General features: G+C 65.7%; 23 protein-coding genes. 12 read left to right on the forward strand and 11 right to left on the reverse strand.

Annotated elements, in window-relative coordinates; translation table 11 throughout:
- Positions 1-18: 18 nt before the first annotated feature.
- From JQN66_RS04380 to JQN66_RS04400, 5 genes are all read right to left on the reverse strand, one after another.
- Entirely contained in the window at positions 19-660 is a 642-nt protein-coding gene (locus tag JQN66_RS04380; RefSeq protein ID WP_204676785.1) for a Maf family protein, read from the reverse strand.
- The gene (locus JQN66_RS04385; protein WP_204676786.1) at positions 657-4,157 is read right to left on the reverse strand and encodes an MMPL family transporter; all 3,501 of its coding nucleotides are present in this window, start codon (positions 4,155-4,157) and stop codon (positions 657-659) included. Before JQN66_RS04385 ends, JQN66_RS04380 begins: the two co-directional genes overlap by 4 nt.
- A 4-nt stretch (positions 4,158-4,161) precedes the next feature.
- Entirely contained in the window at positions 4,162-4,833 is a 672-nt protein-coding gene (locus tag JQN66_RS04390) for a TetR/AcrR family transcriptional regulator (protein WP_204676787.1), read from the reverse strand.
- An 80-nt stretch (positions 4,834-4,913) separates the two neighbouring features.
- Complete coding sequence (locus JQN66_RS04395) at positions 4,914-6,377, reverse strand: heparan-alpha-glucosaminide N-acetyltransferase domain-containing protein (protein ID WP_204676788.1); 1,464 nt, start codon at positions 6,375-6,377, stop codon at positions 4,914-4,916.
- A 127-nt stretch (positions 6,378-6,504) separates the two neighbouring features.
- Complete coding sequence (locus JQN66_RS04400; RefSeq protein ID WP_204676789.1) at positions 6,505-7,872, reverse strand: dicarboxylate/amino acid:cation symporter; 1,368 nt, start codon at positions 7,870-7,872, stop codon at positions 6,505-6,507.
- A gap of 313 nt (positions 7,873-8,185) precedes the next feature.
- On the opposite strand from JQN66_RS04400, the gene JQN66_RS04405 reads away from it, so the two are divergent.
- Both JQN66_RS04405 and JQN66_RS04410 read left to right on the forward strand, forming a co-directional pair.
- Positions 8,186-8,467 (forward strand): ArsR/SmtB family transcription factor, encoded by a 282-nt coding sequence (locus tag JQN66_RS04405; RefSeq protein WP_188947541.1) that lies wholly within the window; start codon positions 8,186-8,188, stop codon positions 8,465-8,467.
- An 11-nt stretch (positions 8,468-8,478) separates the two neighbouring features.
- Positions 8,479-8,868 (forward strand): VOC family protein, encoded by a 390-nt coding sequence (locus JQN66_RS04410; RefSeq protein WP_204676790.1) that lies wholly within the window; start codon positions 8,479-8,481, stop codon positions 8,866-8,868.
- Between the two features lie 90 nt (positions 8,869-8,958).
- Here the strand turns inward: JQN66_RS04410 and JQN66_RS04415 are convergent, their stop codons facing one another.
- Positions 8,959-10,629 carry a DUF885 domain-containing protein gene (locus tag JQN66_RS04415; protein ID WP_204676791.1) on the reverse strand — a complete coding sequence of 557 codons (1,671 nt, stop codon included), beginning with the start codon at positions 10,627-10,629 and terminating at the stop codon, positions 8,959-8,961.
- Positions 10,630-10,832: 203 nt separating this feature from the next.
- Here JQN66_RS04415 and JQN66_RS04420 point away from each other — a divergent pair, with 203 nt between their 5' ends.
- Complete coding sequence (locus JQN66_RS04420) at positions 10,833-12,053, forward strand: multidrug effflux MFS transporter (RefSeq protein ID WP_204676792.1); 1,221 nt, start codon at positions 10,833-10,835, stop codon at positions 12,051-12,053.
- A gap of 39 nt (positions 12,054-12,092) precedes the next feature.
- Complete coding sequence (locus JQN66_RS04425) at positions 12,093-12,680, forward strand: TetR/AcrR family transcriptional regulator (RefSeq protein WP_204676793.1); 588 nt, start codon at positions 12,093-12,095, stop codon at positions 12,678-12,680.
- Between the two features lie 97 nt (positions 12,681-12,777).
- Here JQN66_RS04425 and JQN66_RS04430 read toward each other — a convergent pair whose 3' ends face one another.
- Together JQN66_RS04430 and JQN66_RS04435 are read right to left on the reverse strand one after the other, a co-directional pair.
- On the reverse strand, positions 12,778-12,999 hold the full coding sequence (locus JQN66_RS04430) for an acyl-CoA carboxylase subunit epsilon (protein WP_204676794.1): 222 nt from the start codon (positions 12,997-12,999) through the stop codon (positions 12,778-12,780).
- 49 nt (positions 13,000-13,048) lie between these two features.
- Positions 13,049-14,659, reverse strand: a complete 1,611-nt coding sequence (locus JQN66_RS04435) for an acyl-CoA carboxylase subunit beta (protein ID WP_204676795.1) — start codon at positions 14,657-14,659, stop codon at positions 13,049-13,051.
- Between the two features lie 195 nt (positions 14,660-14,854).
- Between JQN66_RS04435 and JQN66_RS04440 the strand changes: the two genes are divergently transcribed.
- From JQN66_RS04440 to JQN66_RS04460, 5 genes are all read left to right on the forward strand, one after another.
- The gene (locus JQN66_RS04440; protein WP_204676796.1) at positions 14,855-15,712 is read left to right on the forward strand and encodes an SDR family oxidoreductase; all 858 of its coding nucleotides are present in this window, start codon (positions 14,855-14,857) and stop codon (positions 15,710-15,712) included.
- Positions 15,713-15,754: 42 nt separating this feature from the next.
- Positions 15,755-16,621, forward strand: coding sequence for a biotin--[acetyl-CoA-carboxylase] ligase (locus tag JQN66_RS04445; RefSeq protein WP_204676797.1), 867 nt, complete (start codon positions 15,755-15,757; stop codon positions 16,619-16,621).
- Positions 16,622-16,708: 87 nt separating this feature from the next.
- Positions 16,709-17,257: a hypothetical protein gene (locus JQN66_RS04450; protein ID WP_204676798.1), complete on the forward strand. Its 549-nt coding sequence runs from the start codon at positions 16,709-16,711 to the stop codon at positions 17,255-17,257.
- Positions 17,254-18,465 (forward strand): adenylate/guanylate cyclase domain-containing protein, encoded by a 1,212-nt coding sequence (locus tag JQN66_RS04455; RefSeq protein ID WP_204676799.1) that lies wholly within the window; start codon positions 17,254-17,256, stop codon positions 18,463-18,465. Before JQN66_RS04450 ends, JQN66_RS04455 begins: the two co-directional genes overlap by 4 nt.
- Positions 18,465-19,424: a PP2C family protein-serine/threonine phosphatase gene (locus JQN66_RS04460; RefSeq protein WP_204676800.1), complete on the forward strand. Its 960-nt coding sequence runs from the start codon at positions 18,465-18,467 to the stop codon at positions 19,422-19,424. Before JQN66_RS04455 ends, JQN66_RS04460 begins: the two co-directional genes overlap by 1 nt.
- On the opposite strand, the gene JQN66_RS04465 is transcribed toward JQN66_RS04460, so the two are convergent.
- Complete coding sequence (locus tag JQN66_RS04465; RefSeq protein ID WP_204676801.1) at positions 19,421-19,693, reverse strand: hypothetical protein; 273 nt, start codon at positions 19,691-19,693, stop codon at positions 19,421-19,423. The two genes, JQN66_RS04460 and JQN66_RS04465, sit on opposite strands and share 4 nt — an antisense overlap.
- 123 nt (positions 19,694-19,816) lie before the next feature.
- On the opposite strand from JQN66_RS04465, the gene ligA reads away from it, so the two are divergent.
- Both ligA and JQN66_RS04475 read left to right on the forward strand, forming a co-directional pair.
- Positions 19,817-22,087, forward strand: a complete 2,271-nt coding sequence (gene ligA, locus JQN66_RS04470) for an NAD-dependent DNA ligase LigA (protein ID WP_239464140.1) — start codon at positions 19,817-19,819, stop codon at positions 22,085-22,087.
- Between the two features lie 4 nt (positions 22,088-22,091).
- Positions 22,092-22,889: an inositol monophosphatase family protein gene (locus tag JQN66_RS04475; protein WP_204676802.1), complete on the forward strand. Its 798-nt coding sequence runs from the start codon at positions 22,092-22,094 to the stop codon at positions 22,887-22,889.
- 29 nt (positions 22,890-22,918) lie between these two features.
- Here JQN66_RS04475 and JQN66_RS04480 read toward each other — a convergent pair whose 3' ends face one another.
- Complete coding sequence (locus JQN66_RS04480; RefSeq protein ID WP_204676803.1) at positions 22,919-23,530, reverse strand: hypothetical protein; 612 nt, start codon at positions 23,528-23,530, stop codon at positions 22,919-22,921.
- 147 nt (positions 23,531-23,677) lie between these two features.
- Here JQN66_RS04480 and JQN66_RS04485 point away from each other — a divergent pair, with 147 nt between their 5' ends.
- Positions 23,678-24,157 carry a hypothetical protein gene (locus tag JQN66_RS04485; protein ID WP_204676804.1) on the forward strand — a complete coding sequence of 160 codons (480 nt, stop codon included), beginning with the start codon at positions 23,678-23,680 and terminating at the stop codon, positions 24,155-24,157.
- On the opposite strand, the gene JQN66_RS04490 is transcribed toward JQN66_RS04485, so the two are convergent.
- Positions 24,140-24,589, reverse strand: a complete 450-nt coding sequence (locus JQN66_RS04490; RefSeq protein WP_204676805.1) for an SRPBCC family protein — start codon at positions 24,587-24,589, stop codon at positions 24,140-24,142. The genes JQN66_RS04485 and JQN66_RS04490 overlap by 18 nt on opposite strands.
- Positions 24,590-24,594: the final 5 nt, after the last annotated feature.

Genomic DNA, 24,594 nt, shown 5'->3' on the forward strand with positions numbered 1-24,594 from the left:
TAACCAACTCGCTGGTTGCTACTTCCAGAGGTCAATGATTTGAACCCCGGCGTTGCCCAGCAGGGTGCGAAGCGTGGAAACATCCAGCCCCACGACATTCTGGAAATTTCCTTCGATGGACTCGATGAAGGACGCCGCCAGGCCGTCAATGGTGAAGGCCCCGGCGCAGGGCAGTGGCTCCCCGCTGGCTACGTAGGCCTCGATCTCCGCTTCGCTGACCTTGGAAAAATGCACCACGGTGGAAGAGATCTGGCCCTGGGCCATGCCCGGGGCGGCAGTGTCGACGAGCCAGTGGCCAGAGTGCAAAACGCCGGTCGAACCGCTCAGCTGCTGCCAGCGCTCGCGCGCCACCTCGGGGGTGTGCGGTTTGCCGTAGGCCACGCCGTCCAGTTCGAAGACCGAATCGCAGCCGAGCACCAAGGTGCCTGCCTCGTGGTCATCTGCGGCGACGTCCTCCGCCTTGGCCCTGGCCAGCAGCAATGCCGTCTGCGCCGGAGTGCGCGGACCCAGCTCAGCAACGGAGGCCTGGAGCACGGCATCCTCGTCGACTGCCGAAACCCGGGTAGTGAACGCCAGGCCCGCATCGGTGAGCACCTTCTTGCGGCCCCACGAGGCGGAGGCGAGTAGCAAGCGCGCCGGAGCTTCTACAACTTCACTCATACGGTGACATCCTCCTTGGCGCTGGAGGAGCCGCCATGCGGGTTCTCGTTGTCTTCCGCCTCAAGCATGGCGTTCAGCTTGGAGCCTTCCACATCGACATCCGGAAGGATCTTGTCAAGCCACTTCGGAAGGTACCACGCCTTGTCGCCCAGCAGGTGCATGAGCGCCGGGATCAGCGTCATGCGCACCACGAAGGCATCGAAGAGCACACCCACCGCCAGGGCGAAGCCCAGCGGACGGATCATGGTCAGATGCGAGAACACGAAGCCGGCGAATACCGAGATCATGATCAGCGCGGCGGCCGTGACCACCGGCGCTGCCATGGAGAAGCCGGAGCGGACCGCGTCGCGGGCTGGCTCGCCATGGGCAAAGCGCTCGCGCATCGCCGAGACCAGGAAGACCTGGTAGTCCATGGCCAGACCGAACAGGATGCCGGTCAGCAGGATCGGCAGGAAGCTGAGCAGCGGGCCGGGCACGTTCACGTCGAAGACGCTGCCCATCCAGCCGAACTGGTAGACCATGACGCTGGCGCCGAAGGCCGCCGCCAGGGACAGCAGGAACCCGCCGGTGGCCAGCACCGGCACGACCACTGAACGGAAGACCAGCAGCAGCAGGATCAGCGACAGCCCCACCACGATCGAGAGGTACGGAACCAGCGCCTCGGTGACCTTCTCCGACACGTCGATCTGGGCGGCCACTTGGCCGGTCAGCGAGATCGTGGCGCCGGTGGCGTCATGGAACTTCGGATAGTCAGCGCGCAGCTGGTGCACCAAGGCCTCGGTGGCTTCTGAGGAGGGGCCGTCGGTCGGGATGACCTGGATTGCCGACAGCGTACGGTCCTCGGTCATGGTGACCGGAATGGCCGCCACCACGCCGTCGTAGTCGCGCAGCATGTCCGCGACGTCCAGGGACATGGTGTCCGCGTCGCGCTGCGACAGTCCTTCCGGGAGATCCGCAAGGACCAGCAGCGGTCCGTTGTAGCCGGCGCCGAACTTGTCGCTGGTCTGCTCGAAGGCCTGGAATGCCTGCGAGTCGGCCGGCTCGGCGCTGCCGTCAGGCAATGCCGTGCGCATCTGGGCGGAGGGCAGGGCGATGGCGCCGAGTACCACGACCACCAGCAGGACGGCCGGGATGGCCACCTTGGTCACCACGCGCACCCAGCGTGAGGAGAACGGTTCCTTGATGGTTGGGTTCTCCGCCTCGGCGGCGGCCTTGGCGCGGGCCCGCTTGGAGACCAGGCGGTTTCCGGCCAGCGACAGCAGCGCGGGCAGCAGGGTGATGTTCAGCAGCACCGAGCAGAGCACGGTGAACGCCGCCGAGAGGCCCAGCACGCTCAGGAACGGCAGGCCCGGAACGGTCAGCGCGGCCAGCGCAATGATCACGGTCAGGCCGGCGAAGACCACGGCGTTGCCGCTGGTGCCCACAGCGCGGGCGATGGATTCGCCCACCTCCATGCCGCCCAGCAGCTGGGACCGGTGCCGGTGGATGATGAACAGTGCGTAGTCGATACCCACCGCAAGACCCAGCATCAGAGCCAGCGCGGGGGTAATCGAGGCCATGTCGATCAGCGAGGAGAACGCCAGAGTGGTGCCGACGCCGGCGCCGACGCCGAGGATGGCCAGCAGCAGCGGAAGCCCCGCGGCGACCAGGGTGCCGAGCATGACCAGCAGCACGATTGCCGCAATCACCACGCCGATGATTTCTGCTGCTCCGAAGATCGAGGAGATATCCTGGATGATCTCCTTGGAGAACAGCACCTCGACGCCATTGGCCTGCGGACCGGCGGCGATGGCGGTGATCATGTCGCGCTCGGAGGCGGTCAGCGCATCGGTCTGAACCTTGAAGGTCACCTGCGCGACGGCGGTGCTGCCGTCTTCGGAAACGAAGCGCATGCCGTTGCTGGAGTTGACCTGGCGGGAAGCGAACTCGAGTTCGGCCCGCCCCGATTCCAGGTCCTTCCCAGCGGTGGCAATGTCCTTTTCCGCCTGCTCCAGCTCGGCGGTTTTTTCCTTGATGGTCGCTTCGCCGTCTTCAAGCTTGGTTTTAGCTGCGGCCAATTCCGCCTTGCCTGCCTCGAACTCCGCCTTTTTCTGGTCGAATTCGGCCTGGCCGGCGTTCAGCTTCGATTGGCCGGCACGCAGCTCGGCCCATCCGCTATTCAGCTTGGCGCGGTTGGTGGCAAGCTCCGACTTGGCGGCGTCCAGCTGGGACTTCGCACCGGTCAGTTCGGTCTTGGCGGACACCAGCTTGCCGCGGTTCTTGTCCAATTCGGCCTGGCCGGTTTTCAGCTCGGCGGCGCCGGAGTCCAGCTGCTTGCGGGCGGCGTCCAGCTTGGCCAGCCCGCCCTGAGCGGCATTGACCTGGTCAAGGGACCCTTGGGCTTGGGCGATGCCTTCCTTGGCTTGGTCGCGTCCGGCAACGGCTTCTGCCTTCTTGACTTCCGCTTCCTCCCGTCCGGCGGTGAGCTGCTCCAACATGCCGGTGTACTTGGCGATATCGGCTTCATTGTTCTCTGCCTTCGCCTGGTCCAGCAGCTTCTGAGTCTGGGCGATCTGGGTGCTTAGCCCTGCTATGGCAGCGTCTGCCTGCTTGATCCCGGCTTCTGCAGCCGCCAGGCCTTGTTCGGCCTGCTTCAGCCCGGCGGTGGCCTGTGTCTTGCCGGCCGCAAGCTGCGCTTCGACCTTGTCGCGAGGCTGGCCCTGCAGGATGGCTTCCATCCCTGCGGCGTAGTCCTTCTCACCGGAGTCGATCTTGGCCTGCGCCGCGTCGAGTTTCTTTTCGCCTGCCTGGAACTGCTCCAGACCCTTGTCGTACTGCGCGCGGCCGGCGTTGTATTCCTTGAGACCGGCGTCGTACTTCTTCTGCCCGGCATCCAGCTGGGCCTGGCCGCTGGTCAGCTGCGCTTCGGCCTGCTGCAATTCGGCGCGTCCGTTGGCAAGCTGCGCCGCTGCGGCATCAATCTGAGGCTGCCCCGCAGCGATCTGCTCCTGGCCCTTGTTGTACTCGGCCCAGCCATCGGTGATGCCCTGCTTGGCATCTTCCAGCTGCTGCTTGCCATCGGCGATCTGCTGCTTGCCGTCATCCAGCTTCTTCTGGCCGTCGACCAGCTTCTGCTGCGCCTTGTCCAGTTCCGGCTGCGCGTCATCGAGCTGCTTCTGCAGCTTGAACGGGCTCGTGGCATCCACGACCTGCGGGTGCAGGCCCAGCTGTTCCAAGGAGTCGGCAATCGACTGCTTCTGCGCTTCGTTCAGCGGTTTGCCCGAGCTTTCACGGAACACGATGGAACCGGAGCCGCCGGCAAGATCCGGAAGCTCGTCCTTCATCCGGTCCAGCGTGCGCTGGGTTTCGGTGCCCGGGATGGTGAAGGTATTGGACAGCTGCCCCATGAAGAGGCTGGCGGAGACGCCGATGAAGATGAATGCGGCCAGCCACATCGCGATGACGCGGTAGTGGTGCCGATGAGCCCACCGTGCGAGGCGGTAAAGCATTGAAGCCATGGGATTAGTCTTCCTGGAGTGGTAGCGCGGCGGTGGTGGGCAGGGCGGCGAACCCCTCATCGAGGGTCTTCATCGCCTGGGTGATCAGGTGGTGGAACTCGGCAATCTGCTGATCCGACAGTTCCATGGGCGATCCGTTGGGATTGGGAAGCCGTTCGATCCATTCGTCGAAGGCTGCCTGACCCGCACCCAGGATCGCGTGGGTGAAGACTCGGATGGAGAAGCTGTCCGCCTGCGGATAGCGGCGGGCCACCCGCTCGATGACATCGGTGGTGGCGATCTGCCATTCGTCCATATTGGTCGGATAGCAGCCGGTAGGGGAATCCGCTTTGAGGTAGGCGCCGAACAGGGCGACCTGGCCCAGCAGCTTGGCGACCTCGTCGGATTTCAGCGCCAGCACGATGGCCTCGATCAACGGCAGGGTATCGGTCAGCTCGTTGATTGACTCGACCATGGTTTCCAGCACCGCATGCAGCGGGTACGACATGATGGCGTCAACCGTGGGGAAATAATTGAACAGCGTGCGCCGGGAAATTCCGGCGGCCTCCGCGATCTGGGTGGCGGTGATGCCGGCGCCATGCCCTTCGTGCAGAAGCCCCGATGCGGCGGCGACGATCGCCTGCAGGGTGGCTTGCTTGTTTTTTTCGCGGCGATTGCCGACGCTGAGGGAAGTCACATACTTACACTACGTGCAAAGTTGCACTCTGTGCAAAACAAAAATGAGTGCACCGCGCAGTGCGGCACTGATGGTTTCGGCTATTCCGTGGTGCGGTTGCCGGTCTGAACTGGATTGGAGGCTCCAGCCATTGCACGCGCTGACAAGCCGGCCAGCCGCTCCAGCGGACCGCGTCCCAGAAAAATGGCCCAGAGGGTGCTTCCGATCAACAGCGCCATCACGGTGAGGGGCAAGGCCGTATCCGACATGAGCATGCCTCCGGGCCCGGCAGCAATAAAATAGCTGACCAGATGGGCGCAGTAGGCGGTCAGCGGCATCGAGCCCATGGCGGCCACGGGCAGAGCTATCCAGCGCAGCGGCGCAGCAACCAGAAGACACAGGCCGAGAACGATGAGGGCGAACCCGCCCGAGCCGATAATTTCCGCAGTGGCGCCGGAGTGCGGTTCTGCGCTGAAAAATGCCAGCCATGCGGAGGCCCCGATTTCTTCGGGGCTGATTGTCTGCGCAAGCCCTGTCCAGCCCATGCCGGAGAAATACGAAGCATCGTAGGAGGAGCTATCGGGCCATTGGCCTGAAGAAAGCCCCGGCTCATCCACGCTTTGCCGCTCGGGGACCTCCTCCGGCGGCACGCAGCTCACGTAGGAACCGGGCTCGCCTTCACAGTACATCCCGCCCAGATCGAGTTTCTCTGCCGGCACATACTCGGGCATTGGCATGCTGGAATCACCGATCAGGTCCTCACCGTCAAAGCTTTCTTCCAAGAATGGCGTGACGGATCCCGGCGCGGGGATGAGGGCTGCACCATAGCCGATGAATGCCAGCACCATTCCCGCGGCCAGGAGCTTGCCGGCCGTGGCTGCTGAGGCAAGTCGGAATTGTCCAATGGCCATCCCCGCAAAGATCAGCGCCAGCCAGGCGGCGGCCGAGTAGATGCCGAAGAATGTCAGCATGACTCCGGGGGCGGAGGGTTCCAAGAGGACGGTCTTCAGCACTGCTAGTGTGGCGGGGCCCAGCACAGCGCAAATAACCGACAACACCAATAGTTTGCCTGCGCTCCAACGTAGAAAGGGTATTGCCGCTACGTAAAGCACTCCGTAGATCGTCAAGATCACCGCGATGGGAATGTTCAGCAATTCTAGGACCAGGCCAATGGCAAAGATGAAGGCGCCTCGGCCCAACATGGCAAGCCTGATCTGGGGGAGCTCAGCAGCCGAGGGGCGCGACCTGCCTCCTGTCATGAGGCTGATGGAGATGCCTGCCAGCAGGGCGAAAAGGAGAGAAGACCGGCCGTTGGCCAACGCGCCCCAGGTGCCCGGTGCGAATAAGTCGACTTCTTCGGGCATATCAAGGTGTGCGACGACCATTCCCAGAATTGCCAAGCCGCGAGCCAGGTCCAATCCCATGACACGTGGGGGCCGTCCAAAATTCTGCAGCCGGGTTCGGAAGCTTGCCTGGGAATGCGCGGGAGCTACCGGATCTTCGCTCTGTTCGATGGTCGTCACAAGCTGAATCTTATAGTCGATTTCGTGTGTGACCTGTAACAATTTGGATACTTTTATTGCCTTGACATCGCTTTGCCATTTCCCGGCAAGAGCTTTGGGGGGGGCTTAACCGAAGTGACCACCAAACCCCGAAGGGTTTGGTGGTCAAACGACGGCGAATATTCGGGAGCTAGGCCTTGGCTGGCTCCAGTTCCTCGGACAGGTTGTCCTCGGCGAACGGATTCCCGTTGCGCGGCGCGTTGTAGAGGTCCAGATCCAGGATGCCTTCGCGCTTGGCGACGATGGTCGGGACCAGCGCCTGGCCGGCGACGTTGACCGCGGTGCGGCCCATGTCCACGATCGGGTCCACTGCCAACAGCAGGCCTACGCCGGCCAATGGCAGTCCCAGGGTGGACAACGTCAGGGTCAGCATCACGATGGCCCCGGTGGTGCCGGCGGTTGCCGCCGAACCCAGGACCGAAACCAGAGCGATCAGCAGGTAGTCGGTCAGCGTCAGGTCGATCTGGAAGAACTGGGCCACGAAGATCGCGGAGATCGCCGGGTAGATCGCGGCGCAGCCGTCCATCTTGGTCGTGGCGCCCAGCGGCACCGCGAAGGAAGCGTAGCCCGAGGGAACGCCGAGGTTCCGCTCGGTGACGCGCTGGGTCAGCGGCAGGGTGCCGATCGAGGAACGGGAGACGAATCCCAGCTGGACTGCCGGCCAGACGCCGGAGAAGTACTGCTTGATGGACAGGCCGTGCAGGCGGACCAGGACCGGGTAGAGCGCGAAGAGCACCAGGGCCAGGCCTACGTAGATGGCCAGGGTGAATTTGCCCAGCGCGCCGATGGTGTCCCAGCCATAGGTGGCTACCGCGTTGCCGATCAGGCCCACGGTGCCGATCGGCGCGATGCGGATGATCCACCACAGCACCTTCTGGATGATGGCCAAGATCGATGCGGAGAAGTTCAGGAACGGTTCCGCGGCCTTGCCGACCTTCAGCGCGGCTACGCCCACCGCGATGGCGATGACCAGGATCTGCAGCACATTGAAGCTGACCGAGGTGCTGGCGACGCCGTCGTCCATGCGGGTGCTGGCGCCCAGGCCCAGGAAGTTCGACGGGACCAGGCCGGTCAGGAAGCCGAGCCAATCGCCGGTCTTGCCGGTGTACTCTTCCGGGGTTCCCTGTCCGGTATTGGCGCCCGGCTGGAAGACCAGGCCCAGGGCCATGCCGATGGTCACGGAGATCAACGCGGTGATGCCGAACCACAGCAGGGTCTGCCAGGCCAGGCGGGCTGCGTTGGTGACCTTGGAGAGGTTTGCGATCGAGGCGACCACTGCGAAGAAGATCAGCGGGATGACCGCCGTGCGCAGCAGGGCCACATAGCTTGAGCCAATGATCTGCAGGGCTTCACCCAGACCGTTGGGCTGTTCGGCGGTGCTGCCGGTGTACTTGGCGGCCAGGCCGAGCAGCAGGCCGACAATCAGGGCCGCGATGATCTGCGGCCCGAAGCTTGTCATCCAACGTGGTAGTCGGGAAGAAGGTGCGGTTTTTGACATGTCACAAACCGTAGGCCTTAAATTCCGCGTGTGCGCAGTTTCTGTTACGCAACATTACGAATGGGGATTTACTGTGATCTGCGACGAAACCGGTGGGCCTGAAAGAGCTGTGAATCACCGCAAATGTGGGAATTTTCCGGCCGGATGGCGAAATATGACGGCGGCGCTCGACGGTGCGCGCGCAGCTCGCTACGCGCCGAACGGCGCTGCTGGTTGACATTGTCTGCGGCGCGGCTTCGGAGGGCCGGCTCCGCGGAGGGAAGTCTCCCGGAAACTGTTGACAGGCAAGTGATTACTTGCCTATTCTCGGTGCATGGCAGATCTATTCAAGGCTCTGGCGGACGGTACCCGGCGCATCATCATGGATGAGCTGGCGCAGCGCGATAGCCAGACCCTGTTTGAAATCTGCGGGCGGTTGGCGATGAACCACGGGCTGGCCATGAGCCGGCAGGCGGTCTCCCAGCACCTCGCTGTGCTGGAAGAAGCCGGGCTGGTCGTCTCCCGCCGTGAGGGCCGCTATAAATTTCATCATTTGGACACCGGGCCGCTGCGGGCGATCGCCCAGCGGTGGCCCCAATCCACCACCGAGGACTAGAGGATGAACCAATGAAGATCTACATCACCAGCGTCTTCGTCGACGACCAGACCAAGGCGCGGGAATTCTACACCACGGTGCTGGGCTTCGTAGTCAAGCACGACATTCCGATGGGGGAGGACAGCTGGCTGACACTGACCGCGCCGGATGCGCTGGACGGTCCCGAACTGCTGCTCGAGCCTGCGGGGCACCCTGCGGTAGGCCCCTTCCGCGAGGCGCTGGTCAATGACGGCATCCCGTTCACCTCCTTTGCCGTGGAGAACATCGATGCCGAATACGAGCGGCTGCTGGCATTGGGTGTTGTTTTCACCCAGCCGCCTACCCAGATGGGCCCGGTGACCACCGCGGTCTTCGACGACACCTGCGGCAACCTGATCCAGCTGTCGAACTACGACGGCTAGCGCCGCCGGCGGCTTAAACGACAACAAGGATCCCCCGTCCATCGGGTCGGGGGATCCTTGCCGTCATGTCAGGCGCGGGCCGGGAGCATCTCAGCCATCGAGCAGGGCACGCTTGAGCGTGTCCAACCCGACCGAACCCAGCTTCAGCGCACGGGTGTGGAAAGCCTTCACATCGAAGTCCTCGCCGTCGCGGACGGCCAGCTCATCGCGGATCTGCTCCCAGAGGCGCTGGCCCACCTTGTAGCTCGGCGCCTGCCCGGGCCATCCCAGATAGCGCGTGAACTCGAAGTCCAGCTGTCCGGGGGAATCGTCGAAGTTGGCGCGCAGGAAATCGTAGCCCTTCTGAGGGGTCCAGGTTCCTTCGCCCCATGCCGCCGGGACTTCCAGTTCGAGGTGCACCCCGATGTCGAAGACCACGCGGGCTGCGCGCATCCGCTGCGCGCCGAGCATTCCCATGTAGTCTCCCGGATCGTCCAGGTAGCCCAGCTGCTGCATCAGCCGTTCGGAGTACAGGGCCCAGCCTTCGCCGTGCCCGGACACCCAGCACAGGTTGCGGCGCCACTTGTTCAGCGTGTCCGCCTGCAGCTGGGCGGTGCCGATCTGCAGGTGGTGGCCCGGCACACCCTCGTGGTAGACCGTGGTGAGCTCGGACCAGGTGGTGAACTCGTCCTCGCCCGGCGGGATGGACCACCACATGCGTCCGGGGCGGGCGAAGTCCTCGGACGGCCCGGTGTAGTAGATACCGCCGTCTTCGGTCGGGGCGATCATGCATTCGATGCGGTCCATCGGCGCCGGGATGTCGAAGTGAGTTCCGGCCAGATCCAGGATCGCGGCGTCCGCCTTGGACTGCATCCATTCGCGCAGCGCGTCCTTGCCGGCCAGCTTGCGGGCCGGATCCGCGTTCAAGATCTCCTTGGCCTCGGCGATGGAGGCGCCGGGCTGGATCTGTTGCGCCACGCGTTCCTGCTCGGCGATGATCCTTCCCAGTTCCTCGACGCCCCAGGCGTAGGTCTCTTCAAGATCCACCTCGGCGCCCAGGAAATTGCGCGAGGCGAGGGCGTACAGTTCGCGCCCGACTGCATCCTTGGCCGGGGCCACGGGGAGCAGTTCTGCTTCCAGGACCGCCGCCAGCTTGCGGTAGGCCGTCTTGGAAGCCGCGGCGCCGGAGACCAGGGAGTCCTGCAGGGAGGCATCCAGCATCGTGCCGTCGGCCGCCAGCTCGTCGAAGAAGCCGCCGTCCTTGGCGTAGTCGGTGGACTGCTCCATGACGATCTTCACCTGGCGCCGCGCGGCGACAAGGCCCTTGGCGGCGGACTCGCGCAGGGACTCGATGAAGCCGTCCATGGCGGCCGGCAGGTTGGCCAGGCGTCGGGCGATATGCCCGAAGTCCTCGGCCGATTCCTGCGGCATGAGGTCGAAGATCGCGCGGATCTCCTGGGCCGGGCAGGCGATGTTGTTCAGCTCGGTGCGCCCGGTGGCGATGATCTCCAGCTCCAGACCCAGCCGTTCCTGCATGGCATCGAGGGTGACCTTGTCGATGTCGTCTGCGGGCTGCAGCTCGCCGAGCTTGGCCAGCGTGCCGCGGGTGGCTTCGGCATAGCGCTGGGTTCCGGCGGGGGAGTAGTCGCCATACAGGCTTTCGTATCCGGGCAGCCCGAGTTCCGCTCCGAGCTCCGGATAGATCTGAAGGGTGTGCTCGAAGTGCTCATCAGCCACGGCGTCGATGGCCGTGGCAGCGCGAGGTGATGTCTCGTTGTTCATGCGGCAAGCCTAGTTGATCTGAAACAGATGTTGAAGAGATGAAGTGAAAATGAATTGGCGTGAGCCCTGCCCGCTGCTGGCGGCGCTCGCCGGCGGCCGAATGGCGCATTGGGACGCGCGGAGTTATGGTGGTTAACTATTACCTACCTATCGGTAGGTAGGAATGAAGAATCACCGTGCATTAATCTTTCGAGGAGCAGCAGATGCCCACAACCCAGACCGCCGCCAAGGTCGGCGCCTGGTTCGCCATCTCTTTGGCACTGGTCACCATCCTGGGGCCGGCAGGAACCGACATGTACCTGGCGTCGCTGCCCGACATCGTGGCCGACCTGAAGGGCACCGAATCCATGGGCCAGCTGACCTTGACGGTCTACCTGCTCGCCATGGGTGTCGGGCAGCTGGTCTTCGGCCCGCTCACCGATGCGTACGGCCGGCGCAAGCCGCTGCTGGTGGCATTGGTGGCCTTCCTCGCCGCCTCCTTGTGGGCCGCCGGCAGCCCGAGCCTCGAAGTGCTGCTCGGAGCCCGCGCACTGCAGGGGCTGGCCGCCGCGCTCACCCTGGTGGTGGCGCTGAGCATGGTGCGCGACGCAGCCCACGGCGTGCGGGCGGCCCAGCTGTTCGCCCTGCTGATGACCATCGAGGGCCTGGTGCCGGTGCTGGCGCCGACCGCCGGCGGGTTCATCGACCAGCACTTCGGCTGGCGCATGGTGTTCTTGGTGCTGGCCGGCCTGACCGCCATCGCCACGGTGAACACCACCTTCACCATGTCCGAAACCCTGCCTAGGTCCTCGCGGATACGGCTCAGCCCCGGTGAAATCCTGCGCACCTACGCGCGCATCGCCAAGGACCCGGCCTTCCTGCTGCCGGCGCTCGGGCTGTCCCTGGTCTTCTTTTTCCTGTTCGGCTACATCGGCGGCGCGCCGTTCGTCTACCAGGGCGAGTTCGGCCTGGACGCAGGACAGTTCGGGCTGCTCTTCGGCTGCACCGGGCTGGCGGTGATGCTCGGGGCCATTCTCACCGGACGGCTGGTGGGCCGCATGGGCGCCGCCAAGCTCGCGTTCATCGGCACCGCGCTGGTACTGGGCGGAGCGGTGCTGGCCTTCGGACTGCATGCGTCCGGGCTGGGGCTGGGCGGCATCGTGGCGGGCATGTTCGTCTCCCTGTTCGGCCTGGGCATCGCCGAGTCCACGCTGATGGCCCTGGCCATGGGCTCGCAGAACGTTTCGCTGGGTTCAACCGCCGCCCTGCTCGGGGCGCTGCAGCTGACCATTTCCTCGGCGGCCACACCGCTGTCCGGCATTGCTGTCGCAACCGGCGTCCCGGCCTGGCTGGGATTCCTGATGGCGGGCGCGGCGGCGGCCCTTGTTATTGTGGGTATCAGCGCCAAGCGGGCGCCGGTGCTGACCGATTTGGAAAGCCACTAGGAACCACCAGCACGGATCAAGCGGAGCAACCAGCGCACCATGTCACTTTCCCCCTCGGCCCAGAAGATCTGCGACGTCGCGGTCAAGCATTTCGCCCGATTCGGCTACGACGCCTCGTCCCTGGCGGCCATCGCCGAGGGCGCGGGCATGCGCAAGCCGTCGCTCTATGCGCATTTCGCCGGGAAGGATGCGTTGTTCCTGCAGGTGCTGGAAATCGCGCTGGACGAGGAGAAGATGGTGGCCCGCACCTCCCTGGCTGTACAGGGCGGGCCTGCGGATGTTCCGGGCGACGGCTACCTCTCCGGGCTCCAGGAACGCTATGACGGTTCGCCGCATTTCCAGTTCCTGCTGCGGACGGTCTACGCGCCGCCGGTGGCCCTGCGCGAGCAGATTATCGAAAAGTACCGCGGCTACGAGTCCGAGCTCCGGTCGGTCTTCATGGAAGGCCTGGAGCCGTCCCTTGCGGAGGATCGGGCGAACCTGCTGACCGAGGCGTTCCTCGGGGTGGTCGACAGCCTGCAGGTCGAGCTGATCTACAACGCGCCGCAGACCTTCGAGGTCCGGCGCGATGCCATGTGCCGGATGCTGGGGGCATTTGCAGCGGCTTCGGCGCAACCGGGGAGCTGAGGGGCCGGACCGGCGGCAGGCCGGTCGTTCGGCAACAGCGCAGACAAGAATGCCGGAGCACCCTCAGGGTGCTCCGGCATGCTCATTGCCGGCGTGCTTAGCGCCGGCCCAGGTTCCAGGACAGGCGCGGGGTGCTCAGCGCAGTGCGCTTGCGCAACCGCGCCACGCGCTTGGGCGCCTGCACGGTTCGCGCGGTGTCCTGCTCCCGGGAGTCCAGCGCCATCAGCAGTGCGGTGACCGCGGCCAGCTCTTCGGGCGTGGGATTGCCGCGGGTGACGGTCAGCTGCGCGGCGGCAGAGGCGTGGGCCTGCTGGTCCATGGTGGAACTCCTTGTGCGTCGTGGAAGAAGGGTGCGTGGCGCCGGGCGCCTACAGCGGGATGTTGCCGTGCTTCTTCGGAGGCAGCGTGGCGTGCTTCTCGCGCAGCGCGCGCAGCCCGCGCACCAGCTGCAGGCGGGTTTCGCTCGGGGCGATGACCGCGTCCACATAGCCCAGCTCGGCGGCCTGGTAGGGGTTGAGCAGCTCGGCTTCGTAGTCGTCGATGATCTGCTTGCGGCGTGCCTCGACGTCGCCGCCTTCGGCTTCCACCGCCGCCAGGTCGCGGCGGTACAGGATGTTGACCGCGCCCTGCGCGCCCATCACGCCGATCTGCGCGGTCGGCCAGGCCAGGTTCAAGTCCGCGCCCAGCTTCTTGGAGCCCATCACGATGTACGCTCCGCCGTAGGCCTTGCGGGTGATCACGGTCAGCTTCGGCACGGTGGCCTCCGCGTAGGCGTAGAGCAGCTTGGCGCCGCGGCGGATGATGCCCTGGAATTCCTGGTCCTTGCCGGGCAGGAAGCCCGGCACGTCAACCAGGGTCACGATCGGGATGTTGAAGGCGTCGCAGTGGCGCACGAAGCGGGCGGCCTTTTCCGAGGCGGCGATGTCCAGGGTGCCGGCGAACTGCATCGGCTGGTTGGCGACCAGGCCCACGGTGCGGCCCTCGATGCGGGCGTAGCCGATCAGCACGTTCGGCGCGTACAGCGCCTGCATCTCGAAGAACTGGCCGTCGTCCACCACTGACTCGATCACGGTGCGCATGTCGTAGGGCTGGTTGGCCGAGTCCGGGATCAGGGTGTCCAGTTCCAGGTCGTCCTCGGTGAGCTCCAGCTCCTCGTCGAACTCGGCGATCAGCGCGTCGGAGAGGTTGGAGGAGGGAAGGTAGTCCAGGAGGTCCTTGCAGAACTCGATGGCGTCTTCCTCGTCGGCCGCCAGATAAGTGGCGGTGCCGGTGTTGGCGTTGTGCTGGCGCGCGCCGCCCAGGGTCTCCATGTCGATTTCCTCGCCGGTGACAGTCTTGATGACGTCCGGGCCGGTAATGAACATGTGGCTGGTCTTGTCGACCATGATCACGTAGTCGGTCAGCGCGGGGGAGTAGGCGGCGCCGCCGGCGCTCGGGCCCATGATCAGCGAGATCTGCGGGACGACGCCGGAGGCGTGGACGTTGTTGCGGAAGATGTCCGCGAACATGGCCAGGGAGGCCACGCCTTCCTGGATGCGGGCGCCGCCGCCGTCCAGGATGCCGATGACCGGGCAGCCGTTGCGCAGCGCGAATTCCTGGACCTTGACGATTTTCTCGCCGTTGACCTGCGAGAGCGAACCGCCGTAGACAGTGAAGTCCTGCGAGTAGACGGCGACCTGTCGGCCGTCGACGGTGCCGTAGCCGGAGACCAGCCCGTCGCCCATCGGCTTCTTCTTCTCCATGCCGAAGGCGGTGGAGCGGTGCACGGCCAGGGCGTCGAATTCAATGAAGGAACCCTCGTCCAGCAGCATCTCGATGCGTTCGCGGGCGGTGTGCTTGCCGCGCGCATGCTGCTTTTCGATGGCGGCCTGTCCACTGGGAGCTTCGGAGAGCTTCTGGCGGCGGCGGAACTCAGCGAGCTTGCCGGCGGTGGTGGACAGGTCGATTGCTTCGTCTGCCTCGGTACGGCCCTGCGTCATGCCCTGGTCTCCCTCGGATCGGTCTGGATGTGTAGGAATGGCACAAGAAAATTGCCAACCAAGCCAGTCTAACTGGGAAAACAGACAGTTTGTTTGTAGGAAACTTACAAATTGGGGCAATCCTGAGCGTGACCCACGCCAGAATAAGTTACCCAGCAGTAGCTTACCGGTCGCATCTGACGTAACCTAGGTCACATGACTATTGAATCGCGAACCCTCATCGCCCCCGATCATTCCCGGCTGGCCGGGCGCACCCTGCTGATGAGCGGCGGCAGCCGCGGCATCGGCCTGGCCATCGCGACCGCCGCCGCCCGCGCCGGCGCCAATGTGGTGCTGCTGTCGAAAACCGATGCCCCGCACCCGAGCCTGGAAGGAACCATCCACACGGCGGTGCAGCAGATCAACGACGCCGGCGGCAAGGGCCTGGCAGTGGTGGGCGACGTGCGGGTGGACGAAGACGTGCAACGCACGGTGCAGCAGGCGGTCGAGGCCTTCGGCGGCATCGACATCGTGGTGAACAACGCCTCGGCCATCAACCTGGCCAAAACCGACCAGCTGGACATGAAGCGCTACGACCTCATGCAGGACATCAACGTGCGCGGCACCTTCCTGCTGTCCAAGACAGCCCTGCCGCACCTGCGCGAGTCCGCTCACGCCCACATCCTGACGCTCTCCCCGCCGCTGAACCTGGACCCCAAGTGGGCCGGGATGCACCTGGGCTACACCATGGCCAAATACGGCATGTCGCTGACCACCCTGGGCCTGGCCGAGGAACTCAAGGACAGCGGCATCGCGGTGAATTCGCTGTGGCCGGAAACGCTGATCGACACCGCCGCGATCCGCAACCTGCCCGGAGGCCAGCAGATGATCCGCGGCGCGCGCAGCGCGGACATCGTCGCGGATGCCGCAATGGCGATCCTTTCCAGCGATCCCGCCGGCGTCAGCGGCAATTTCTTCACCGACGGCCAGGTGCTGAACCTGGCCGGCGTCGCCGACCTGAGCGGCTATGCACTGAACCCCGATGTCCCGCTGGTGGAAGACATCTTCCTGTAAAGCCCGCGGGGGCCGGGCCGTGCGTGACTTAGGGTGGAATTCATGAGCATTGAAAACCAATCCGCCCGCGCCGCACTGGACCCGGCCGTCTTCGACGCCCTGGCTGGCGAGCTGGGGCTGGGGCTGGTCAGCATCCGTGAAACCTCCGGCTCGACCAACACCGAGCTGGCGGACCTGGCCGCCTCCGGGCAGGCCGGGAACCTGAGCGTGTACTTCACCGAGCACCAGCAGCAGGGCAAGGGGCGCCTGGGACGCGGCTGGATCACCCCGGCCGGCTCCTCCATCACCGTCAGCGTGCTCGCGGTGCCGGGCGATGCGATGCCCACGGACTCGCTGTCCTGGTACACCATGCTCGCGGCCCTGGCCTGGTGCCAGGCCGTGGAAGAGCAGGCAGGGGTGGCCGCCCGCATCAAATGGCCGAACGACGTGCTGGCCGGGGACAAGAAGATCTGCGGCATCCTGGCGCAGCTGGTCTCCACGCCGAAGGGCTTCGGGGTGGTGGTAGGCACCGGCATGAACGTCGACCAGGACGCCGACGAGCTGCCGGTTCCCACCGCCACCTCGTTGCGCCTGGCCAGCGGATCGCAGGTTTCGCGCAGCGCCCTGCTGGCCGGCTACCTGCGCCGCTTCGCCGCCCTGGATATCGCCTTCCGCGAAGTCCGCGGCAATGCCTCGGCCGGGATGCCTGGATTCTCCGGCGCCAGCCTGAGCGGCATGGTGGCCGCGAAGCTGGCCACGCTCGGACACGACGTCCGCGTCGAATTCCCAGATGGGAGCCTGCTTGAAGGGCAGGCGGTGGCCCTCGAACCCGACGGCGCGCTGTTGGTGCGCGACGGCGCGGCGCGCACCCACCGGGTGCTGGCCGGAGATGTCCACCACGTGCGGCGCGCCGATGGAAAGTACGCCTAACCTGCTAGTGGAACTGCGCCGGGACTAGTATTAGTAGAACTGAGGCTTCAAGGACCAACCAGGGCAGGAGGGACGAGGATACTGACGATGAAGGTGCCGCTGCATGAGAGGGAACGCGTGATCATCAAGACGCGTGAACATTCCCGAGTGCTGAGACAACCCATTGTCGCCTTCCTGCTGCTGACCGTTATCTGCACGTTCCTGCTCGGCTACCTCAGCCGCACGGACCTTTCGCCCTGGCTGGCCGACAACGCCGGCCTGTGGGTCGTGGTGACGCTGGCCCTGTGGGCGGCGCTGACGCTGATCTGGTGCGTCGCGCCCTGGGTGCGCTGGCTGCGCAGCCGGATCGTGCTGACCACCGAACGGATCCTGTTCCGCTCGTCCTTCACCTCCGGCAAGCTGCAGTCCGTGGGACTGTATACGGTGCGCGACCTGATCGCCCACACCAAAAAGCAGAACGCCATGACCCGCGCCGGAACCCTGGACATCGTGCTGGGGCACGGCTACGTGAGGATTGCCCATGTTCCCTCGGTCCCGTACTTCAGGTCCCTGGCCATCGAAGCGATGACCAACCTGCGCAACAACCAGTCCCCGGTGCAGACCGAGGCATCCAAGAGTGAGGGCATGGCTCCATGAGCACCGAGCACAGCACTACGCCACGGGCCGACACTCCGCAGTCCGCCTCCGTCGCAGCCCATCAGGCCCGCGAACACGCCCCGGTGGAGACCGCGCCCGAAGCGGACCCGATCCTGGAGCTCGCCCAGGCCATGGAGAAGCCGCTGCAGGTCCCGGCCCACACCCCGGACGACATCCGCGACACCGTTGCGGCCCTGGAGCGCCGCTTGATCGGCGGGCAGCGTGAACTGCGCCGCCGCGAGGTCGCCGCCGACGCGGGCATCTCGCTGCACTCGGCCCGCAAGCTGTGGCGCGCCATCGGCTTCCCGGAACTCAGCGACGACGAGGTCTTCTTCACCAAGCGCGACGAGGAGGCGCTGGCCACCATGGTCGGCCTGGTGCGCGAAGGGCAGCTGACCGAGGAAACCGCGATCTCCCTGATGCGCTCGGTGGGCCAGATGACCGACCGCATGGTGGTCTGGCAGATCGAGGCGCTCGTGGAGGACATGATCGCCAACCAGAACATGTCCGACCGCCAGGCCCGCCGCCAGCTGTTCAACATGCTGCCGGACCTGATCCCGCAGATCGAAGACCTGCTGCTCTACTCCTGGCGCCGCCAGCTGAACTCCGCGGTGCACCGCATGGCGCTGCGCGCCGAGGCCGGGGTGGCCGCCTACAAGCAGGGCGGCGGCGACGACGACGGCGACACTCCGCTGCCGCTGGCCCGCGCCGTGGGCTTCGCGGACCTGGTCTCCTACACCTCCCTGTCGCGGCGCATGAACGAGCGCACGCTGGCCAAGATGGTGCAGCGCTTCGAATCCAAGAGCGCGGAGATCATTTCCGTGGGCGGCGGCCGGCTGGTGAAGACCATCGGGGATGAAGTGCTGTATGTGGCCGAGACCCCGCAGGCCGGCGCCCGGATTGCGCTGGCGCTCTCGCAGGAGTTCGAAGCCGATGAAATGCTGCCGCAGACCCGCGGCGCGGTGGTCTGGGGACGCATCCTGTCCCGCCTGGGCGACATCTACGGCCCGACGGTCAACATGGCCGCCCGGTTGACCTCGCTGGCCCAGCCCGGCATGGTGCTCACCGATGCATTGACCGCCAATACGCTGAAAAACGATCCGCGGTTCGTGCTCACCGCGCAGGAAATCACCGCGGTGCGCGGCTTCGGGGAGATCCAGCCCTTTGAGCTGTCACATGGCGAAGGTACAGGACTGGTGGTCGACTGATGCACGGCGAAACTCAACCGGTACCCTTCATCCTGGCCGCGGCCGGGCGCACCGACGTGGGCCGGCGGCGCACCGAGAACCAGGACCGCATCCTGCTGGGCCAAGTGGCCTACGCGGTGGCCGACGGCATGGGCGGGCACGAGGCCGGCGAGGTCGCCAGCCAACTGGCCGTGGAGACCATGGAGGAACTGTGCACCCGCGCAGCGAAGACCACCGTTCCGACTCTGCCCACCGTGTCCCAGGTGCGCAGCCAGGTCCAGCTGGCCGATGACCGCATCCGCGACGCGCTGGAGTCCCGCGGGGGCACCACGCTGTGCGCGCTGGTGCTGATCAAGGCCGCCGGGCAGGGCCGCGACTCGGTCACCGCGCCGGTGGCCATCCCGCCGTGGACGCAGAGCTTCGCTGCCCAGGGCGGCACCGACGTGATTTCGAAGATCACCCCGGAAATGCTCGAGGCGCACCGCCGCGGGCAGGAACCGGCCACCGCCGCCATGCCGGTCGTCGAAGAGGTGCCGAGCCTGGCGCTGGTGAACGTCGGCGACTCGCGCGGCTACCGGCTGCGCGACGGCGCCCTGCAGCAGTTGACCCGAGACCATTCGGCCGTGCAGGAAATGGTGGACGCCGGGCAGATCACCGAGCTTGAGGCCCGGAACCACCCGCACCGCAACCTCATCACCCGCGCGTTGGGCGCCGGGGCCGAAAGCCACCCGGACATCACCGTGCTGCAGCCGCGCATCGGGGACCGCTACCTGCTGTGCTCCGACGGGCTGAGCGGCGAGCTGACCGAAGACCTGCTGCAGAGCATTCTGGTCAGCTACAAGGACCGGGACGTCGCCGCCGAGGTGCTGACCGGCGCCGCGCTGGAAGCCGGCGGACGGGACAACATCGCGGTGATAGTCATCGACGTGCTCGCCGTCCCCGCAGTGCCGGCGGCCGAGGCCCCGGTTCCCGCCAGCTAGGCCTGCTGGCGCCGCTGCGGGACAGCCGAAGGAGCAGAACCGGCCGGCCGGATCCGGGCAACCGGTGCAGCCGCCGGAACCGGGGATTGCAGATGCTCGAACGCGGCGGCGAAACCTGCCGCACCGGCCACGTCGGTGCTCTGCTGGATTCGGGCCAGCAGCGCAAGCGACGTCTTCAGCCGCTCGTATTCCAGCCCGTCCCGGACCTCCTGCATCAGGTGCGCACGCTGCTGGTGGCTCAGATCGCTGAATTCCTGCTGTCGTTCCATGCTTCGCCGCCTCCACCATGAATCCGGTGGCCGCAAGCCTACTCCGACAGGACGGGAAGGGCATCCGATAATCGGGTGTGGGCAGAACTCAATCCATGGGTTCTCTGGGGCACAATTGGATACGTGAGTGAAAATGACGTAACGCCAGTTGAGACCACAAACGCCCCGCCTGCCCCGGCGCGTGAACGACATGACGAGCTGGTCGAAAAGATCCGCGCGCACCGCGAGGCCTACTACCAGCAAGATGCCCCGCTGGTCTCGGACTCCGAATACGACGCCTTGTTCCAGGAACTGGAACTGCTCGAAGCCCGGTACCCCATCCTGGCCGGCCAGGATTCACCCACCCAGGAGGTCGGCGGCGAGGTTTCCGCGGCCTTCGCCCCGGTGACGCACGCCAGCCGCATGTACTCGCTGGAAGACGTGTTCTCGCTGGAGGAACTGGACGCCTGGCTGGAACGCGCCGGCGCGAACGCCAACCGCCTGCACCCGCAGATCCCGGTGCGCTGGCTGTGCGAGGTGAAAATCGACGGGCTGGCCCTGAATCTCACCTACCGCGACGGCAAATTGGTCCGCGCCGCCACCCGCGGCGACGGCACCACCGGAGAAGACGTCACCCACAATGCGCTGACCATCGCTGACATCCCGCAGCAGCTGGCCGGTTCCGGCTGGCCGGCCGAATTCGAGGTCCGCGGCGAGGTCTTCATCGCTACCGAGGACTTCAACGCCTACAACGAGGCGTTGATCGAGCAGGGCAAGGCCCCGCTGGCCAACCCGCGCAACGCCGCCGCCGGTTCGCTGCGCCAGAAGGACCCGGAGCAGACCGCCAAGCGCCCGCTGCGCATGTTCGTGCACGGGCTGGGGCGCAGCCGCGACTTCCCCATCACGGAGCAGTCCCAGGCCTACGAACTCATGCGCGGCTGGGGGCTTCCGGTCTCCCCGTACGGCCGCGTGGTCGAGTCGCTGGCTCGGGTGCGGGACTTCATCGCCGAGCACGGCGAGAAGCGCCATGAACTGATCCACGACATCGACGGCATCGTGGTGAAGGTCGACGACCTGTCCACCCAGGAGCAGCTGGGCTACACCTCCCGCGTGCCGCGCTGGGCCGTGGCCTACAAGTACCCGCCGGAAGAAGTGCACACCAAGCTGCTGGACATCCAGGTCCAGGTGGGCCGCACCGGCCGGGTGACCCCCTTCGGCGTCATGGAACCGGTACTGGTGGCAGGGTCCACGGTGGCGCGCGCGACCCTGCACAACCAGGAAGTCGTCAAGGCCAAGAACGTGCTGATCGGGGACACCGTCATCCTGCGCAAGGCCGGCGACGTGATCCCGGAGATCGTCGGCCCGGTGCTGGCACTGCGCGACGGCAGCGAAACTGCTTTCATCATGCCCACCGAATGCCCGTCCTGCGGCCAGCCGCTGGCTCCGGCCAAGGAGGGGGACGTGGACATCCGCTGCCTGAACGCGGAATCATGCCCGGTCCAGCTCACCGAACGCGTCGCCTACCTGGGCGGCCGCAGCGCCCTGGACATCGAGGCGCTGGGCTACGAGGCGGCCGCCGCGCTGACCAGCGGCCCGGGCGAGGACCCGGCCACGCAGGGCGGGGTGATCCTGCCGGCAGGCCCGGGCCCGCTGCACAACGAGGCGGAGCTCTTCGACCTGAAGGACAAGCTGGATCTGCTGGCCGAGGTCAAGGTCTGGCGCGAAAAGCGCGTGAAGGGCGAGGGGACCGGAAAGTTCGACCTGGTGCCCTACTTCTTTACGAAGGCTACCGCGAAGAAGCCGTCGGTGCCGACCAAGAGCACGCAAAAGCTCTTCGACGAGCTGGAAAAGGCGAAAGGCAATCCGCTGTGGCGTGTGCTGGTGGCGCTGTCCATCCGCCACGTCGGACCCAACGCCTCCCGCGCCATCGCCACCCGCTACGGTTCAATGGACGCGCTGCTTGAGGTCATCGACGCAGGCAACGCGGTGGAGGAACTGAGCCAGATCGACTCGGTGGGCTCCATCATCGCCGAGGCGCTGGTCGACTGGTTCAAGGTCGACTGGCATCGGGACATCGTCTCCGCCTGGCAGGCGGCCGGGGTGAAGATGGTCGACGAACGCGACGAGAACATCACCAAGAACCTCGAAGGCCTGGCCATCGTGGTCACCGGAACGATGGAGAACTATTCGCGCGACACCGCCAAGGAAGCGATCATCGTGCGCGGCGGCAAGGCGACCGGCAGCGTATCGAAGAAGACCGATTTCCTGGTGGCCGGCGAGGCCGCCGGGTCGAAGCTGGACAAGGCCCGGTCCCTGGGGGTCCCGGTACTGGACGAAGCCGGTTTCGGCATCCTGCTGGAGCAGGGGCCGGAGGCGGCCCGCGAGGCGGCGCTTCCCGCGCCGGAAGGAGAATAAGACCATGGATCGAACCATTGCCCACGACCCGCTGGTGCTGCTGGCCCGCAAGGCCGCAGCCGCCGGTGCCGAGATTCTTGCCCGCCGCGACGAGTCGAAGTTCAACACCGATGAGAAGTCCGCGGCGGGGGACTGGGTCACCGACTTCGACCGCGCCGCCGAGGAAGCCATTCGGGCGACCATCGTGACCACCCGGCCGAATGACGAATTGACCGGGGAAGAATACCCCAGCGCCAAGCCGGCGAATCCCAGCGGCCTGCGCTGGAGCATCGATCCGCTGGATGGCACCACGAACTTCGTGCGCAACATCGCGTACTACTGCTCGTCGGTGGCGGTCTGCGAGAAGGACGAAGACGGCAGCGAGCGCTGGGTGGCCGCGGCCATTGCGGCCCCGGCGCTGCACGTCGAGTACTTCGCGGGACGCGGGTTGGGCGCCTGGAAGCAGGACCTGCTCACCGGCAAGCTCACCCAGCTGAGCGGTCCTACCGACACCGAGGCGCGCATCCTGGCCACAGGTTTCGGCTACGACCCAGCACGCCGGGAATTCCAGGCATCCGTGCTGCAACAGGTGATCGGCGATTACGTCAACGTGCGCCGCCTGGGCTCGGCGGCGCTGGATTTGTGCCTGGTGGCCGAGGGCGCGCTGGATGCCTATGCCGAATTCGGCACCCAGGAATACGACTGGGCCGCCGGCGCGCTGATCGCCGAGGAAGCCGGAACCCTGGTCGGGCGCCCCGTCGGCTATCCGGGATGGCAGTACGCGGGACTGGTGGACGCGTCCAAGCTGCCAATGCCCGATTGAGCGCAAGCCTTCGTCAACGTCGTGGGCGTCTAGCCTAGAACCGTGCCGAGCAGATTGCCCGCATCATGGATCACCACGCCGACCAGCACACCGCCGCACACCTGTGAGGCGGTGTGCTGTCCGCTGCGGATGCGCGCCCAGGACAGCACCTCGACGCCTGCGAGGACCAGAGGCATGCACCCGCCCATGCCGTTGGCTGCCTGCAGCGCCGCATAGGTTCCCCCCGAGAGGTGCACGGAAACCTTCCACCTCAGATTGATCATGGACACCGCGAACAGGCCGAGCAGGATGGCCAGGACTTCGCGGAAAATCCCGCCCCCGGCGTCCATGGCCCAGAGCAGCAGCAGTCCGCTGACGATTGAACCGGCGGTCAACGCGTAGATCCGGTGGCGCTGGTGCCTCCGTGTCACGTGCATGTCGGTGACTTTGCCGCGCAGCTTCGCCGCTACCAGCATCAGCCACGGGACGATCGTGGTGAAACAGGCGGAGACCAAGGCCTCTGACCAGCTCACCTGCTCGCGGCGCAGTGGGGCTGAGAGCAACAGCAGGGTCGCCAGCGTGACTGGCGCCAGGAAATGGGAGATGCCGAGCGCCAAGCGTCTGACCTGCTGGGCTGGGGCAGCATCCGCGGTGAGCCGCATAGGGTAAAGCCTGGCCTATCGTTGTTTTTCCGTGCTCCCACGCCTACTGGGGACCGGGCCGCGGACGGGCAGCGTGGGCGCTGTGCGCAAGCTGCCCAGCTGCCGGCGCTCAGGTTATGCTTCCCAGAAGAACCCTGGAGGGACAGCATGCTCAAAATAGCCATCTGGGTGATTCGATCGGCCATGATCCTGGCAGCCATGGTTGGACTTGCCGCGGCCGGGCTGGTGGCCGCAATGTTCATACCCGATGTCGGCAAGGACGAGTCCTGCGAATTGAACACGCCATATCTGGTAGACAGGACGAGCGCGGCAGGGGTCCGCCTCGAAGTGGCGGTGGACCCGGCTGGCTGCGACGTGGACCTGCCTGAGGGGCAGGTGATCCACCTGGAATTCAAGGTGGGGGATGCTCCGGTACCGCAAGCCGGGCAGAGCGACGCCCGGATGGATCAGGACGGATCAATGCACGCGGTGCTCCCGGTAGATCCACGGAACACGAAGGGCCTGTTGACCGTGAAGGTCATCGGCAGCGTCCCTGGCTGTGACGAAGACACCGCGGCATGCGCCGCATGGTTCCATGAACTTATATCCCGAATTGAAGTCCTGAATGAGTCAGCCGGAGGTGGATAGAAGGAAACTGTTCCGGCTGCGGATTAGCCGGGGCATGTACCAGCCCAGCACGAGTCTTTCCGCCAGCCAGCCCAGGGGCCCTAACGGAGCGGCGAAGCTGACTTTGTCGATCATGACAGTTTCCTGGCCGCAGTCGATGAACTCGTGGACGTGCCGGAAGTACTTGAACGGGCCGTGCAGCTGCTCGTCCGTGAAAGTGGTGTGTTCCCGCAACGCGGTGATCTTCGAGGTCATGCGCAGCGGAACGCCGAAGTGCGTCGCCCGCCAAGTCACCTGCTCACCGAGGCCGATCGTGCCGGTGGTGACACCGGCAACGGCGCGCTCTCCCGAATCCTTCATGGAGTCGGTGTGAGCGTCGATGTCCAGGGACTTGTCCCAGAGCGACGCAACGCTCTGGGAGGTGCGGGAGACGCACTCGAAGTAGACGGCCATAGGGC

It is taken from the genome of Glutamicibacter protophormiae (assembly GCF_016894325.1).
In the GTDB taxonomy this organism is placed as follows: domain Bacteria; phylum Actinomycetota; class Actinomycetes; order Actinomycetales; family Micrococcaceae; genus Glutamicibacter; species Glutamicibacter protophormiae.